The sequence below is a fragment of the Paenibacillus sp. GCM10027626 genome, assembly GCF_042676285.1.
GTDB lineage: Bacteria > Bacillota > Bacilli > Paenibacillales > Paenibacillaceae > Paenibacillus_Z.
Genome location: NZ_JBHTHC010000042.1, coordinates 1 through 17,126, shown reverse-complemented (window position 1 = coordinate 17,126; position 17,126 = coordinate 1). Strand labels below are relative to the sequence as shown.

General features: G+C 48.0%; 10 protein-coding genes. 2 read left to right on the top strand and 8 right to left on the bottom strand.

The window, feature by feature from the left end; all coding sequences use genetic code 11:
* Positions 1-11: 11 nt before the first annotated feature.
* The 7 genes from ACFQ0N_RS37245 to ACFQ0N_RS37215 form a co-directional block, all read right to left on the bottom strand.
* Positions 12-980 (bottom strand): ABC transporter permease, encoded by a 969-nt coding sequence (locus ACFQ0N_RS37245; protein WP_379335401.1) that lies wholly within the window; start codon positions 978-980, stop codon positions 12-14.
* 91 nt (positions 981-1,071) lie between these two features.
* Complete coding sequence (locus tag ACFQ0N_RS37240) at positions 1,072-2,103, bottom strand: extracellular solute-binding protein (RefSeq protein ID WP_379335399.1); 1,032 nt, start codon at positions 2,101-2,103, stop codon at positions 1,072-1,074.
* Positions 2,104-2,126: 23 nt separating this feature from the next.
* Positions 2,127-2,729, bottom strand: coding sequence for a type 2 periplasmic-binding domain-containing protein (locus ACFQ0N_RS37235; RefSeq protein WP_379335397.1), 603 nt, complete (start codon positions 2,727-2,729; stop codon positions 2,127-2,129).
* Between the two features lie 223 nt (positions 2,730-2,952).
* A complete protein-coding gene (locus ACFQ0N_RS37230; RefSeq protein ID WP_379335395.1) occupies positions 2,953-5,289 on the bottom strand; it encodes an AraC family transcriptional regulator in 2,337 nt (778 codons plus the stop codon).
* Between the two features lie 167 nt (positions 5,290-5,456).
* Positions 5,457-9,719: a CBM96 family carbohydrate-binding protein gene (locus tag ACFQ0N_RS37225; RefSeq protein WP_379335393.1), complete on the bottom strand. Its 4,263-nt coding sequence runs from the start codon at positions 9,717-9,719 to the stop codon at positions 5,457-5,459.
* Positions 9,720-10,611: 892 nt separating this feature from the next.
* Positions 10,612-12,027, bottom strand: coding sequence for a glucuronate isomerase (gene uxaC / locus ACFQ0N_RS37220; protein ID WP_379335423.1), 1,416 nt, complete (start codon positions 12,025-12,027; stop codon positions 10,612-10,614).
* 65 nt (positions 12,028-12,092) lie between these two features.
* A complete protein-coding gene (locus ACFQ0N_RS37215) occupies positions 12,093-13,385 on the bottom strand; it encodes a Gfo/Idh/MocA family protein (RefSeq protein WP_379335391.1) in 1,293 nt (430 codons plus the stop codon).
* Positions 13,386-13,544: 159 nt separating this feature from the next.
* Between ACFQ0N_RS37215 and ACFQ0N_RS37210 the strand changes: the two genes are divergently transcribed.
* A complete protein-coding gene (locus ACFQ0N_RS37210; protein ID WP_379335389.1) occupies positions 13,545-14,405 on the top strand; it encodes an AraC family transcriptional regulator in 861 nt (286 codons plus the stop codon).
* A 379-nt stretch (positions 14,406-14,784) separates the two neighbouring features.
* On the opposite strand, the gene ACFQ0N_RS37205 is transcribed toward ACFQ0N_RS37210, so the two are convergent.
* On the bottom strand, positions 14,785-16,014 hold the full coding sequence (locus ACFQ0N_RS37205; protein WP_379335421.1) for a multidrug effflux MFS transporter: 1,230 nt from the start codon (positions 16,012-16,014) through the stop codon (positions 14,785-14,787).
* Between the two features lie 180 nt (positions 16,015-16,194).
* Between ACFQ0N_RS37205 and ACFQ0N_RS37200 the strand changes: the two genes are divergently transcribed.
* Positions 16,195-16,836, top strand: a complete 642-nt coding sequence (locus ACFQ0N_RS37200; protein WP_379335387.1) for a fumarylacetoacetate hydrolase family protein — start codon at positions 16,195-16,197, stop codon at positions 16,834-16,836.
* The last annotated feature ends 290 nt before the right edge of the window (positions 16,837-17,126 follow it).

The window sequence follows — 17,126 nt, the reverse complement described above, 5'->3', positions numbered from 1 at the left end:
ATCGCCTCCTTCTACCATAAACTATTGCCGTTGAGCTTGCGGCTAAATGAATTGGCAAAAACCAGCAACACAAAGTTGATTACAGAATTGAACAGCCCTACAGCCGCGCTGTAACTGTAATCCGCTGATAGAATGCCCTTCCGATACACATAAGTGCCGATGACATCCGCTGTTTCATAGATCGAACTGTTATACATCAAAAGGATTTTTTCGTCGCCAACAACCATCAGCGAACCTATTCGCAAAATAAACAAGATTGTGATGATTGGAATCAAGCCTGGAAGCGTAATATGCAGCAATTGTTTGAATCGTGAAGCGCCATCCACCTTCGCGGCCTCATATAAGGATGGATCCAAGTTCGAGATGGCTGCAAGATATATGATAGAACCCCAGCCAACCTGCTGCCAGATTCCCGAACCGATATAGATCGTACGAAAGAATTCCGAGCGCTGCATGAACAAGATAGAATCCTTTCCGCTGAGAGCGGTATAAATATTATTGATCAGACCATCGCTTGAAAGGAAATCAAGAATGATTCCTACCACAACCACTAACGAAATAAAATGAGGCATATACGTTAACGATTGCACGGTTCGCTTATACCATGATTGTCGAATTTCATTCATTAACAATGCAAGCACGATTGATGCAGGGAACGCAAAAATCAAATCGTATAAGCTAATCAGCAATGTATTGGTCAGAATACGATAGAAATAAAAACTGTTAAATAAAGATTGGAAATGATCGAATCCTGCCCAGGGACTGCTCCATATTCCTTGTGAAGCGCTAAAATTTTTAAAAGCAATCTGCACACCATACATCGGCAAATAATGAAAGATTACGTAATATGCCATTATGGGCAAGAGCATAAAATAAATCCACTTATTCTTTTTAAAGTCCTTGGCCACGCGTTTTGCAAATCCTGGCTGCGACGCAAGCGGCCTGGGCAGTGCTGCTCTTTGAACTTGCTCCTTAAGCATGATGAATTCACTCCTTCACTCTGTACGTACAAGACTTTTGTCCGAAGCCGAGTTTCCAAGGCTTCGGATAAAGAAGCTTCAACAATATTGATCATTGGCGCGCGTGATAACGGTCAAGCGCCGCTTGTTGAATAGCGATCGCCTCATCAAGTCCCATATTTTTGATCGTACTGACAAAGTTATCGAAGGTATCCAGTGAAACGGTCCCCATAATAAATTTCGAAAGCATTTCATCCTTATAAGTGTTAATGTCAGTCATAATGGAGGAAAACTTGGAGCTTTCCTCCGAGGTAAGCGACAAGAGCGGCAGATGAATTTGATTGACGGGCTTCATCCAAATCTCAATCGATTCCCGTTGCTCCGGCCGTTCCGCATATTGTTCCATATAACGGCGATCCTGGACAAAAGGCCCGGCATAGCTGGCTCTGGCATACAGGCTCATCGCTTGGTTGACCGGCAGCCCGTCCGGATTTTTCATCACAGTATCCGAATATTTCGGATAACCGTCAACCCAATTGTAGCTTTCTCCTTCAATACCGAAATTGAATAGATAGCTCCCCTCCTCGCTATAAGCATAGTCAAGCCATTTCACAGTCGCTTCCGGATTTTTGTTGTCTACTGTAATCGCTGCTCCGAGACCGTTAAATACGGCATCCTTCTGTCCCACAATCGGACGCTCCCCTTTAACCCGTGTAGGATACGGAAGAGCAGCCAATTGAAAAGATGGATCGTCCTTCATCAAAGTCAAATATTTGCCGATCCCACCGCCTGTCGAGCCAATAAAAATACCAACCTGATTGTTCGTCACCTTTGCATCCTTCAGCTTATCGTCAGTGGCTGCGTAATCGCGGTCAATCAGCCCTTCATCATACCAGCGGTGCATCGTTTCCAGATATTCTTTATATTCCGGTTGAATGACGCCAAACTTGACTTTTCCATCCACTTGATAGAAATTGGTGCCAATTCCCCAAGCTCCTGTCAGCAAAAAATTCCGATTTACATCCGTCTGGCTGTGCAGATACGGAATTTCATCGGGTTTCCCATTGCCGTTAGGATCCTGCTCCTTGAAAGCCCGGAGCACGGTTTCCCACTCTTCAATCGTTTCCGGAGCTTCAAGTCCCACCTTATCCAGCCAGTCTTTCCGTATTACCGCTCCCTGGAATGTCTGCAGATATTCATCGCCGCGTAAAAACGGAAACGCGTAGATGTTGCCCTCATCCGTTGTGATAGCGCGTCTAACTTCGGATTGTCCGCCAAATATTTCGACAGGTTCGGCGCATATTTTTCAATTAATTCATTTAAGCGGATAATTCGTTTTTCCTTAATATAGCTGTCTGGTCCCCGTGACAGGCCGTCCCAGCGCCATTCGATGACATCCGGCAGCTTGCCTGATGTCAGCATCAAATTCAAGGGCTCGTGACCGCCAACAGAAGGATGTTCAAAGGTTACCTTTGTACCTGTAATTTCTTCAAGCTTTTTGTATACCTTCATTTCGGAATAATTTTTGATCACTGCGGCAGCGTTTGCATCGAGAATGGTGTAGTACGTTAAAGTTTCCGGATAACCGATATCTGCTTTCCCCGTTCCGGGCGTACTTGTTTGCGAATTCGATTCCGGTTTAGCGGAAGAATCCGGCTCTGCTGAATTTCCTGCGGTTTGTCCGCCCGAACACCCTGTCATAAGCGCAAGAAATAAAAGAACTGCCATTGAACTTGCAAACCAGTTTCGTTTCTTGTTTAATTGTTGCACAAAGACTGCCTCCCTTTATTCGGATTATGCTTGCCCGTTATTACGGGACTGATCTGAGTATAAGAGAGCGCTGAACGATAGAGATATAGCCAACCTTTCAAATCGATAATCCGCTATTCACAATATCGCGCTATCATCTCTCCATGCCATTATCCAGCGCCCATAATCTCGGTTATCCGGTATTCAAGCAGCTATCCGGCGTTCATTTCCGAGCAAATGAGAGCTAATCTCCGTTTTCATACAACAAATTCTCCCGATATTTCCCGGGCGTAATCCCTTCCATCTTTTTGAACACCCGGATCAATCCAATATCATTGGCATAACCTACCTGGGTCGCGATCTGCGTCAGCGTCAAATCCGGTTTGCGCATCAATTGCTTGGCATATTCAATACGGCGAACCGTAATGTATTCGGATAAATTAATGCCCGCATTTTTTTTGAAAAACATGGACAAGTACTGCGGCGTAATGCCGAATTCCTCAGCAACATGCCCGTGAGCCAGATTACTGTCACAGAAGCGGCTGTCTATATACGCCAGCAGTTCCTGATACATGCGCTCATTATGCCCGCCGCGGCTTTTCTTCACATAGAGGCATACCTTTACAAAAAACTGCTTCGTGACTGCATGTATCTGTTCGATCGTTTCGCTCTCAAGCAGCTGGTCGATCGGGTACTCCTCAGATTCAAAAACTTCCGTATAGGAAACATCCAAAACATTGATCGTCTTTAGCAGGGTTGCATTAATATCGAAATACAGACAGCGCGCCAGCTCTGGTGTTATGCGGTTGCGTTTCACATTGCTGTCATACAATTGGTCCAATATGCCCGCGGCCTGCGTCTCTTCACCGCTTTTAACATAATTAATCAGTTGTGCCTCAAGCTCCATTGGATAAAAATAATGCAAGGATTGATTAAAATGAAGCTGATCATAATACAGAACATTTCCGGCGCCATGCACAATTTTGTAATCCAAAGCTTTGAGCGCTTCCTGGTACGCATATGAAGGCGTTTCATGCACGGTACTGACAGTGATCGTCAAGGTGGTGCCGAAGCGCTCAGAAACGACCGTTTGCAGCCCTTCGACAAACGGCTTGATGCCATCCTCTTTAGGGCTCGTTTCGCTTGAAACCGCAGACGTAAGAATAGCGATCCGCTGCCGGTCAAGTTCTAACGCATAGCCGGGCGAAGGCAGCTGTTCCAATGCAATATTTGTAACCATAAACCGTACAAGCGCCCATTCTTGTTCGTGATCAGTAACGGTAAACTTGCCGCCGCTCTCAATCTGGATCAGAATGACCCGGAAATATTCATGCGGAAATTCAATATTCATAAACTGCCGCGAATGCTCATCCAATTGCTTCATATCAACAAATCCGTGCAGTAATCGCGTCAAGAAATTCGCTCTCAACAACGGTCCTTGCTTGTGCAATTGTTCCTGCAGATGCTGCTCGCTGTTGAAAGAATGGAGCATGGCTTGCTTGATCAGATCGTATTCGTCTATGTATGTATGCCGATTGGCAGACTTGCTGCGCGCAATCATTGCAACCAGCTCCCGAACAGGAGAATAATTGCGATAAGCCATAACATAACAGATCAGTACCCCGCACATTATCAATAAGGCCAATACTGTCCAGGCAACTTGTTTGATCTTGTTCACAGACTCCATAATGACGCTCGTTGGCGCAATCGATATATATTTCCAACCGTTCATATTCGAGGTAACAAAGGTAACAAGCTGATCTCCATCGCCCATCCTCGCCTCAATCTGGCCGCTTGATGCCCCTAGCTGATTACGAAGCGAAAGCAGTGCCCCACCCATACTGTCCTTTGTACCGATAATCACATCAAGATTTTCATCTAATATGTATACTTCCTGCTGATGCAAGGTTTCAAATTGATCAAACATCGTACGGAAATTTTGCTCATTAATATGAATCACAATTGCGCCTTTATGGTCATATAAGCTGTCCATTGGCAATGTCTGCACATACACGACATCCCGTTTCGGTCCATCTGAACTGTCTGCATACAAATTAACATCCTGAAGGGGAAAATACGTTTTAAAATGATGCTGATCAAAAAAGCTATTTTGCCATTGCTGCTGAGTCATACCTGGGTAATATGCGATATTTTCGTAAAATGTTGTCGGGTTGGTTTTAAATGAGGGGCCAATAATATGATTCCCCGACCTGATATACACATAGCTATCCGAAATAAAACTATTTCTTGAAATCGTCTGGGACAAATCTTTGATAAAGTCGACAAATCGGTATTGATCGCTTGAAAGCGTGGAAGCACCCGAGCCAAGCAAGGCCATTAATCGGGGATTATAAGCAATTTTTTCTGAGATCATTTCTATCTCCTGCAGTCTCGAATCACTCACTTGCTGCAACTGCTGCATCATTACCAAATTCGTTTCATGAGCATGGTTTATCAAGATAGATTCAAATTTACCGTACATCACGATCCAGACAGATACCGGAATCACCAGTACTATGAGATAGGATGTCAATAATGTCCAGAAGGATCTTCTTTTCTTCCATGTCAGTGTTTTTGCCATCGGGTCACTCCCCCTATATGAAAACGCTATCTCGATTATAACGAAGCGTGTTTTCATGGACAACTTTTAATGATTGATGAGAAGAAACGGCTGACGCCGTCCTTGGTGCGAAAAATCAAGATGAAGAAAGCTCTGCATCATCGAAGCAGAGCTTTCTTCCACCAGCATTATTTTGTTGCTGCAATCGTATAAAACAGTGATGGCCGGTTCACGACAGACTCGTTACTGTTCAACTTGACTAGCAACCCATTTGGTATATTTTGCTGCAAGGCAATGGTTGCAATACCGTCGCCGGCGGCCTCCTGCAAAACAAAATCGGTCACATCAAATGTACGCCACCCATATGACTCATCAAAATGAACCCTATCCAGTTCCTCGCCAACTGCAGGACGGTTGCTGTAGGTAATCGTCAGTTCATCCCAACCGTCATCCGCTACTGCATGTGCGGAAACATCGACATCGGTGCCATTATTGTCCTGCGTATTGCCGTATACGTATAACAGGACTTGCTCGGCTTCCTGCGGGATTGAGCTGACATCAAATGACAAGTACCCGATCCTTGCAAAGTCTTCATTTGTTGCCGCTTTGACTATAATCAATTCCTTGCCATAATTGCGGTTACTGGTCGTCCCCCCTTTCACATAGGCATCATTCGTTGGAAAACGGCGCTTTGCATCTGCAACAGTCAGTTCGATATAGCCGGTCTTTAAAAAACGGTTTTGCTGAAAAAACACTGTAATCTTAACGGCCCCCTCTTCATGCGCTGTAACGACGCCATTGGCATCTACACTCGCGATTGCCGGGTCGGAAGATTCATAGGCTATTGCGGCCGAGCTGAGATCGGCAGGAGTATCGTCAGTGTTATACCCGTATACCGCTAACGTGACGCTTTGCTCCAAATGCAGGATTCCGTCAGCAGTCAGGCCATTTGCCTGCAGCTCAATCCGATCAAGCGTTATCGGCGGAAGGTCAGGCTCAACCAAAGTGCTGTAAATGCCAACCTCCGTAATGCTGTTAAATGTATTGGCACTATTGCCGTACCCTGTAATACGCACATACCGCGCTTGTTGCGCGCCGATGTCATAATGCTCCAACAAAGTAGTGCGTCCTGAGCTTTGTCCGCTATAGACCTCTTCCCATGCAATGCCGTCCTTTGAAACCGTGATTGTAAAATTAGCTTTACGGGCATTGCCATTGTACCAGGCAGCAGATACTGTGCGTACATCTTTTATAGAACCAAGATCATACTGGATCCACTCACCATTACCATCCGAGGACCAGCGTGTATTGTAGTCGCCATCCAATGTATTTTCCGCTACGTTCCCATCGTCTCCACTGCTCGTGACGGCAATGACAGGCAAGCTTTCCGCCACATGGGCTTTATTTCGGAAGTGCAACACGTATTTTGTCACAACATTCCGCGTTTCGTCTGTTACCGTAATCCAGACAGAACCGGGTCCTTCCTGCACTTGGTCAATATGGACAACGGCGCCATTAACAGCCGTAGCCGCCACGACTGGAAGCTGGCCGTCCTCGGGACTATCGATATTATACGTGAACGTTCCAGCATCAAAGTTTGAAAGCGGTTGACCGTTCAAAGTAATTCCGCTTAAGTATGCCGGCTCCTCCATCGGAGCTTTCCAGTCAGCAAGATTCTCTACATCCGGCAACACGGTCGGCTCCTGTTCCCAGGCACGCAGCGGCACCATAAGTACAGACCATTGCAGGCTGGTCGCTCCCTGTTCATGAATCGCCAACTTCTTAATGCCTTGATTCGCGTTTTGGCCTGCCGGGTCGGGCGATGTTGGAAGCGGCTTGGCATCCATAGCAATGAATTCGCCCTGAGGCGATAAAATTTTAGCCCATAATCGCTGGCCATTATGCTGCAGCACAGCCGTCTTTCCATCCGGACTAATTGAATCGATCTCAGTTTGCGTATGCATAAACCACCAGATATCGCTTTGCTTTGCCGTTTCAACCTCATCCTGCAAAATTACAGCGCGGCGATCCTGCAGCAGCTTCAATCCGCGTTCCGCGCGCGTCACTTCACCGCCCATAACATCTGTCAAATCCACAATGGCAAACACTTCGCTCGGAGATGTTTCGAAACGCTTTATATCGGCCGCGGCATGAATATCCTGCTCGCCTGCAGATGACGGATTGATTACAATCGTATTGCTTCCTTCAGAGCGATTCCGGTAATAAGTCCATCTCGGCCCCTTGTCATCAAAGTATCCGGGAATATTATAATCATCATGACCCAGCAGCATAGCCCAGCGTACGCCAAGCGCGTCAAGCACAAACTCGCCGGCATCCAGCTGCTTGTGAGAAATATCCTCTACCGCTCCTTTAATTCCAAGAAAAATCGCATCGCGGTCTTCCCAGGCACTGCGCATGGAAACCGTCTCGACATATTCAAAATATCGATCGAGCGGCAATCCGTCCGCCCTTGGCCCCGCGTATTGATTCGATTCGTCGTACCATAACAAGCTTTGCGGCGAAGCGGCAATCGCCTTTCGGAACCATTGGTACGCCGGGCGATCGAACATCCGGCTCATCCAGAGCAGCTGAGGCGAAACCGGAGCCGTCGAACCTGCATCCGAGAAATTAAAGGTTTGTCCAATAGGACTCTCAAAATATATCGGGAAATATCCGGTGTCCTTGACACCCGGCTTATCCGAATACCCAAAATCCGTACCGATGGCAGATTGCAGGCTGCCCAAAAATACAGTCAAATATTGTGTGGCATAGTCCCAGTACCCCGGCCCTTCATACCAGCCGCCATTGGGATTAAATTGTTCAAATGCTTTTTCTATTGTAACAAGCGCATTGCGAATCACGGCATCGGCGATTTCGCGGTACTCCGGATCATCACCTATGGCCAGCGCTCCGCTCAGCAAGCCGGCGTTGCATACAAAATTCCAGTTGCTTACTGCGTTATGCCACCAGCCATTTTGATACTGCTGCAAGCCTTCATTCAAGCCATGGTTGACGATAGCTTCACGGATGGTTTCCCGCTGTGCCTCCGACCAGTAGTCATAAAACCAATCGTATCCGATAGCAAATGCATGTGTCATCTCCGCGGTATCGAGGAAGTGATTTGGATTCCAATCCGGGAAAGCCGCCACCGCCTCTATCTCATCCCAAGCTCGTTCCGCATAAACGGCCGCTGCTGCAGGGTCAGACTGTTTCTCCATTTGATATACCATGCCAAGCGTGTACAAGCGGCTCAGCACTTTCCTGCTGGTCGCAAGCAGCCTTGTGCCATCCGGGAGAACATGTTCAGAAAGCGGTTCCGTCAAAATATTATCCGCTTGCACTTTCACCTCTTCATAGAGCCGCGCTTTGGTGGTGCCTGGCAGCAAGCTCGTATATAATGCTGCAAAATCTGCGTTGCCGGCCCATAATCTTGGATGCTGATTATCCAATAAGTTTACCATCGCACCGGCTTTTTCTAAACGAAGATCATCATACCAGACCGTACCTGTCCCCTCCCACAAAAACGGTTCAATCAATATGCTCCTTGCATTTTCCGGTGCATAAAACGCATACGTATATTGTGTCCACCCGGTTGTGCCCTTGATAAAATTCACATGATAATTATTTCCGATTTTCGCATTGCCGGCATCCCTGATCTGAAAGCGCATAGTGGCGCCGCCCTTGGATTCTGAAGATGCCACATCCTCCGTCTTCATCCAGTAGGTTAAATAGTACATCGTATCAGGGCCAATACTGATCATGCGATTCACATTCGCCCGGGCAGGCTGATCGGCCTGGAGCTTGATTGAAGCAGTACCATGCTTCTTTACGGCTTCATCCGCTTCAATCAGCGGCGTTCCGGATGCAACGGCCTTCGACCATCCTTTGGGCATTTGATTCGCATCATTGATCATATCAAAGCTCGCATTATACGTTTCAAATACACTAGGATTGACCCAGGGCTTCTCCTGCACCAGCTCGGCATGATCAAACCAAACCGTGCCGGTAGCCTCCCATAAAAAGAAGTCTATCAACACATTTTCCGTGCCTGCCGGCGTCCGGAACGAATAGGTTATCTTCGTCCAATCATTTGTCCCCTTAAGGGTTCGGTCCGGCATATCATTGCCGCCAATCTTGCTGCCTTGTTCCGTAAAATACTGCAATCGAAGCGCAGTCCCCTGCCCGGCGGATTGCACATTGTCTGTCTTGACCCAATAAGATAGAGTATATGTGCTGCTCGGCTTGATATTATTGATCCTCTGATTGACAGAAGCCCGGGCTATACCATCCAGCGCTTCTATGCGGGCCGAGCTCCCCCCTTCCTTGGAAACTGCGGGGTCTTGCGACAACACCGGATTACCTTGAGCCTTGAACATCAGCCAGCCATTCGGCGGAGCATTAAGATTGCTCCAAACTTCAAAGCTCCCGTTTACAAACAAATTTTCTTGCATGTCCTCCCCCTCCGGTTCTAAAGCGAATGCTTGTGAAGACAATGCCGAGACTTGAAATATGGAAGCAATCAAAGCAGCGATTGTACTTATGACTAGCATTCTGTTCCATCGTTGGCCCGAACCTATCTTCAAATTTTATTCACTCCATTTCCTGTTTAGTTCGAAGTCCTATGAATATGGACGCTTCATTCATAAGACTTCATGTAAAGAACAGGCCAAGTATAACAAGTAAGCGCTTACCAGACAATTTTAATATTTTCAAATCAGCTTCCCATTTTACATATTAGTGGCTATCCATTTTTAAAATGGATAATCCGCTGTTCTACTAAAGGAACTATTTCAGCTGGATTTCGCGATTTTGCTGCAAACTAAAGGGAGAAAATGCATGTAATTCCTCGGGACTCCTGATACAGGGAAACTAAATGCAAAAAATCCCTTTAGTAGTCCTTCAAGAGGCTATAAATCTGTTTATCCTTAACATTCTCTGGGCTGAACGAGTCTATTGAAGTGCGAAAGTTGATGTAGTTTAAGAAAACGCCTGACGGCGTCCTTCGTTCTATCGCCAAGTTTTTTCTTCTAAATCACCGGAGCTCAGGGGGCTAAACTCTGAAGGAGGGTAACCTGCAAAGCGGTTTCATCTAAACGGAAGCTACAGACCTTATTTCGCCAATTCCCTTCCTTTTTGAAATCTAAACGGAAGTGAGCGACCTTAATTGGACGTTTTTGGGCGAAATCGTGCTCCTGATCAGCAAATAGCGGCACACAGTTCCGTTACAATTTCAAATCGGTCGAATTTTCGAAAATAGCGGCCGTGACTTCCGTTAGATTAGGCCACACCAATCGAAATTATATAAATTCTATATTATTAAAAAAAGAGAGGCCGCAGCCTCTCCTATTTCAAATTAAAGCCAAAATAACGGTTCGCATTCTGATACGAAATGTTTTCCACCATCGTACCGAGCAGTTCCATATCATGCGGCGCTTCGCCGCGAACGACCCACTCGCCGAGCATGTTGCACAAGATGCGCCGGAAGTATTCATGGCGCGTGAAGGACAGGAAGCTGCGCGAATCGGTAAGCATGCCGACAAAGCGGCTGAGCAAGCCCAGATTCGCCAGTGCGTTCATTTGCTCCAGCATGCCGTCCTTCGTATCATTGAACCACCATGCCGAGCCCAGCTGGATTTTCCCCGGTACCGAGCCGTCCTGGAAGCAGCCCATCATCGCCCCAAGCACATAGTAATCCTTCGGGTTCAATGAATAAAGAATCGTTTGCGGCAGCGCGTTTTGCGCTTCCATCCCATCCAGCAGCTTAGCCAGCGGGTAAGCGAGCTGACCGTCATGGATCGCATCATAGCCCGTATCCGGGCCTAGTGTGCTGAACATCCGGCTGTTGTTGTTGCGGGCTGCATGAATATGCAGTTGCATCGTCCATCCGAGTTTGCTGTACAACTGGCCGAGGAACAACAACGTATGCGTCTTGTACTTGCGCTCCTCTTCTTCGGTAACAGTCTCGCCGGCGATTACTTTGGCGAAAATTGCCGAAGCCTCCTGCAGCGTCGTCTCCGCATACGGCACTGTATCCAGCGCATGGTCAGATACGCAGCAGCCGACCTCATTGAAGTAGTTGGCGCGCTCTTCAAGTACAGTCAGCAAGCGGCTATAGTCGGAAATCGCGCCGCCGGACACTTGACCGAGCTTCTCCAGCCACGGCAAAAAGGTTGCGCGGCGAATTTCCAGCGCTTTGTCCGGGCGGAAGGAAGGCAGCACGCAGCAATTGAAGTTTTCCAATGTCTTAATGCCGACATGGTGCTCCAGCGTGTCTGCCGGATCATCCGTCGTACAGATGACGCCCACATTGTTGCTTGCAATCATGCCGCGCACCGACAATTCGTCGGTCTGCAGCTTGGCATTCGCCTGCTCCCAGATCGCTGCCGCATTTTTCTCATTGATTTGCTCCTTAATGCCAAAGTAGCGCTTCAGCTCCAGATGCGACCAATGATAGAGCGGGTTGCCGAGCGTATTGGGAACAGTGCGCGCCCAAGCAAGAAAGCGGTCATGATCCGTGACGCCCTCGCCTCCGGTTACGAGCGGCTCGGCAATGCCGTTGGCGCGCAATGCCCGCCATTTATAGTGATCCCCGTATAGCCATACCTCCGTCAAATTGGCAAAACGTTTGTTTTCATAAATTTCCTGCGGATTTAAATGACAGTGATAATCGATAATCGGCTGCTTGGCTGCGTAATCGTGATACAGCCGTTCAGCTACCTCATTCGTTAGCAAAAAATTGTCATCCAGAAAAGGCTTCATCATGGACTCCCTTCTATTCTCGCCCAAAGTTTGGAGCATGACCCCGCTGACGCCCAAGGCTCGCATTAATAGAATTTGACCAGCTCATCTATTTTCACAGGCTGACCGGTACGAATCGACCGATTGGCGGCAATTCCCGTCAGGATCGACCGTGCTCCATCAATATGATTCGCCGCGCGTTTATAACGATCCTGCAAAGGCACGCCGAAAATGTCATTTAACAGCACCGGGTCACCGCCGCCGTGCCCGCCTACGCCTTCCTCCACCTCGACCTCATAAGGCGCGGCGAACATCGGGAACACCGTAATCGTCTTGTTTTTCAGCGCGCCTTCCAGCGCCTTGTCACCGCCGGAATTGACATAGGATTGCTCGACGATCGCCATTTCCAGCCGGCCCTTCGTGCCATTGAAAGCGATGCGGTAGCCTTCCCAAGGCAAGTAAGCGTTAAGCGAGTAGGTCAAAATCGCATTGTTTTTGTAGCGGACCATGACCCCCATCGTGTCCTCAATATTGATGCCGTCGCCAAACACGCTTTGATCCCGGCGATAGCCGTCCTCCTGCTCCGCATCCAGATACATCGCCTTCAAATGCTCATTCTTATCCAAATGCAGCGCAAACGGATCATCCTTTGCATTCGGGTTGCCTGTAGCGCGGTCATAAAATTTGGTCACGCCGCGCTGCTCGGCATTCTCCTTTCCGTAAAAGAGCAAATCGCCCATAGCAAACACCGTATCCGGCTCGGAGCCGATCCAGAAATTCACGAGATCGAAATGATGCGTCGACTTGTGCACGAGCAAGCCGCCGCTATTGCGTTTATCGCGATGCCAGCGGCGGAAATAATCCGCGCCATGCTGTGTATTCAGCAGCCACTCAAAATGAACGCTCGTCACTTGGCCGATCACGCCGTCTTCAATCAGCTCGCGCGCTTTCGTATGATGCGGCGCATAGCGATAATTGAACGTCACCCGTACATTGCGGCCCGTGCGCTCGACGGTATCGAGAATTTCCTGGCATTTGCGCTCATCCACCGTCATCGGCTTCTCAGTTACGACATCGCAGCCCAGCTCCATCGCCCGGATAATGTACGTATGGTGCGTCCGGTCAACACTCGTGACGATTACGGCATCCGGCTTCTCCGCCGCAATCATCTCATCAAATTGCTCCGCTTTGTACGTACGCACAGCGTGATAATTATAACGCTCAACCAATAGCTTATTGGCATAGTTCATCCGCGTCTGATTCGTATCGCAAAAGGCCAGCAGCTCCGACGTTTCTTTGTAATCCGTAGCAATAGCCGAATAAAAAAACTCAGCCCGGCCGCCTGAACCGACCAGCACATATTTTTTCTTTTCGCTCATTAGAACTCATCCTTTTCTCATTGATGATTCGTTGCATTATGCTTTAAGGATAAGCTTAATTTGCATAGTTTTCTCATCTTTTCTTGCCTTTTTCGCTCATAAGTACGCATATCTTGCTATAATAACGGTATTACTCCCTTTCTGGAGCGTGACTTTCGGATGACGTTTCCCGCTATGATGCATCATGGGGCGCTGAGCGACCCGTTTTATGTGGAATATGCCAGGCAAACCGAGCCATACAGCATGGTTTACAATCATTTTCATCCCTATTATGAGCTTTACTATTTGCTCTCGGGCGCCCGGGTCTATTTTATCAAGGATACGACTTACCCCGTGCAAGTCGGCGATCTGGTCTTCATTCGCAAAAACGAAGTCCACAAAACGATCCAAGCCGGTCCGCCTGCCCATGAGCGCATCCTGTTCTATATCGATGACCGCTATATTCGCGATTGGCCGGAGCCGCTGGCCAAGCTGCTGCTCAGCCCCTTCCGCGAAGGGCAGCCGGTCGTCCGTCTGCCGGAAGAAGCGCGGGCCCAGGTAGCCGCCCATATGAGCCGTCTATTATCCGAGCTTCACAATCAACCAGCCGGCTGCGAGCTTTTTTTCCGCCAAGCTTTTAACGATATTTTGCTGCAGTGCGCCCGTTTTCTTCAGACCAATCAGCCGGAGGAAACCGTCCACCAGCATGTATCGCCTGTCTACAAAAAGGTGACCGAAGTTGCCCGCTACTTGAACAGTCACTATAATGAGCAGATTCAATTGCAGGACTTGTCCAAGCAGTTTTATGTCAGCCCCTACTATTTGAGCCGCCTCTTCAAAGAAGTGACCGGGTTCACAGTCATCGATTATTTGAATTTGGCGCGTGTGAAGGAAGCGCAGCGGCTGCTGCGGGAAACCTCGCTAAAAATTACCGATATCGCGGCCATGACCGGCTTCGGGAACTTCTCCCACTTCGGCAAAACGTTCAAAAAAATCTCGCGCGTCTCAGCCCGGGAATACCGGCAGGGAAAATTGGGGTAGGTGGTTGGAAGTGTGATGGCGGGGTAAAAAAATCTGCATGCACATGCAGAGGTCTGTTTTTTGTTAAGTACGGAAAAAAGATAAGGAAATTGGTTAGAGCTGTGGCTAAGTTTGCAAAAGAGAGGCCTGGCGCCGCACAGTGAGAGTGCGTGTGCCCGTTGGGCGTCTAACTGGATTTTATGTAGTTAAAATAAGCTAAATCGAGCGTTTTTAGCAATCTAAATGGAAATCATGCAGCTAGTTTGGGCCAAATCGAGCTCATCCCACTCTATCCCCATTTCTAACTGCAGTTTTTCCATTTAGTCTGGCTATTTGCGAAAAAAAGCAAGAACGAACTGTAGAAAATCCATTTAGTCGGCTAGTCAGCGTAAATGCCTTGCTAGCGGCTGATAGCGGAGGCCGCACTTCGGCGAACCAGCAATAGATAGCATAACACAGCGCATACCTCGGCTGAAGCGATCACGATACCAAGCGGCAACGCCGTACCGCTGCCCGCCAGACCAACCAGCGGCATGACGATGCCGCCAATAATGTAGGACATCAGGCCAAGCAAAGCCGATGCGCTTCCTGCAGACTGCCCATGATTTTGCAAAGCTAGTGAAAAGCCCGCCGTCGTCACCACGCCAACACTGGCCACGATCAGAAACAAGGAAACGATGACCCCATAGACTCCAGCATTCGCCAAAATCATAATCAACAGCAGCAAACCGCCAAATGACGCTATAGAAAGGCCGCTGACGAGCAGCTTCGTCTCGCCAACCCGCCCTGCCAGCCGCCCGGCAATTTGTGTCGCTGCAATAATGCCAATACCGTTAGTCGCAAATATAAAACTAAAGGTTTGTGGCGATACGCCGAAAAATTGCTGCAGTACAAATGGCGAACCGGAGATGTAGGCAAACATCGCTCCTAACACAAAACCTTGCGTCAAGGCATATCCCATAAACATCCGGTCACTAAACAAGCCGCGGAACGTCTTGAGCATTGGGCCAATGCCGGCCTTACTCCGCCGCTCTGCAGGCAGCGATTCCTTCAAGCCAAAAAAACAAGCTGACAAAATCGCGACTCCAAATACGGCCAAAATAATAAACACGACACGCCAGGAGGCAGATTTCAAAATTTGTGCCCCAATTATTGGCGCGAGTATCGGAGCCGCACCGTTCACAAGCATTAGCATCGAATAAAACTTGGTCATTTCCGATCCGGAATACAAATCCCGCACAATGGCTCGTGAAATGACGATACCCGCCGCCCCTGCCAACCCCTGAATAAACCGAAGCGCCAGGAATACCCAAATCGATGTCGCAAATACGCATAGCAGAGAAGTAACAGCAAATACTATAAGGCCAATCAGCAGCGGGTATCTTCGTCCCCTGACATCGCTTATCGGCCCTGCCAGCAGCTGACCGAGCGATAGTCCCAGCATGCAGGCCGTCAAGCTTAGCTGAACCATTGATACACTAGTTCCCAAATCGACTTCCAACACTGGCAGGGCAGGTAGATACATATCTAAACACAGTGGCCCAAAAGCAGATAGCCCACCCAAAATAAAAGCCATCCACAGACGCCTGCCAGCCGTCAATGTCATTCCTTGTGCAGCATTAGCATTCATTGTATTAAATAATCGTCTCCTCAACTATTTACTTCATTAATGACTTCCAACATTCAGGCATAGTATCATGGGTGCATGGCACTGTCAATGGACATTCCTGCAGCTTAATTGCGAATCCGCTATTTTGTCCAGCCCGCAAAACGACTATACTGGAAATAACATATTTTAGGAGCTGATTGCATGTTTGATTCCATCCGCAACATTTATTGTGTTGGCCGCAATTACGCGCAGCACGCCAAAGAGCTAGGCAATGCCGTTCCGGATAAGCCGATGATATTTTCCAAGCCTACTCATGCCCTCTCACCTATCTCAGGTACACTTGAGCTGCCTGGCGGTATCGGGGAAATTCATCATGAACTGGAGCTTGTTGTGCGAATTGCCGCCGCTTATGAGCGAGGCATGCCGCTAACGCAGCTGATCGATGGCGTTGCCGTCGGCATCGACTGGACAGCAAGAGATGTACAAAGCATTTTGAAGGAAAAGCAGCATCCTTGGCTGCTCGCCAAAGGGTTTAAGCATTCGGCAACATTAGGCGTTTTTATCCCGTTCGAGAATGCTGCCAGCTTCGAAAAGCTGCAGTTCAGCCTGCGCAAAAATGGCCAAACCGTTCAGGAAGGCTGTCCGTCGAGTATGATTTTTCCATTGGAAAAGTTGATTGCTTATATCGGAGAAACATTTGGCCTTGGCAAAGGCGATATTATTTATACCGGTACGCCGGCAGGCGTCGGGGCTGTCGAGGCTGGCGATCAGCTGGAGATGATGCTAACTGATGAAGCTGGGCACACAGCAAGCTTTGGCCCGTTGCGCATTGTTTTGGTCTAGTGATGGATAATCAAACCTTACCTATAAAGAGACGCTCAGCATTACCGATGATCATAATTCTACTTTTACCTTTTTGCGTTCTTATCTACAGCTTATGCAGAAATCATTGGGATTATATTAATTTGTTTACCTTGATAATACTCTGTATACTCATTTTTGCTAGTCTATATAAGTTGAACTAAAGATTAGAAAACAATGGTAAGGATTTAGCTTCTGCATGTCGAAATAATTAGGAAACCACTTAGACAGGCAGGAAATCAGAATGGAAAACACAGTTGCATTTCAAGAAA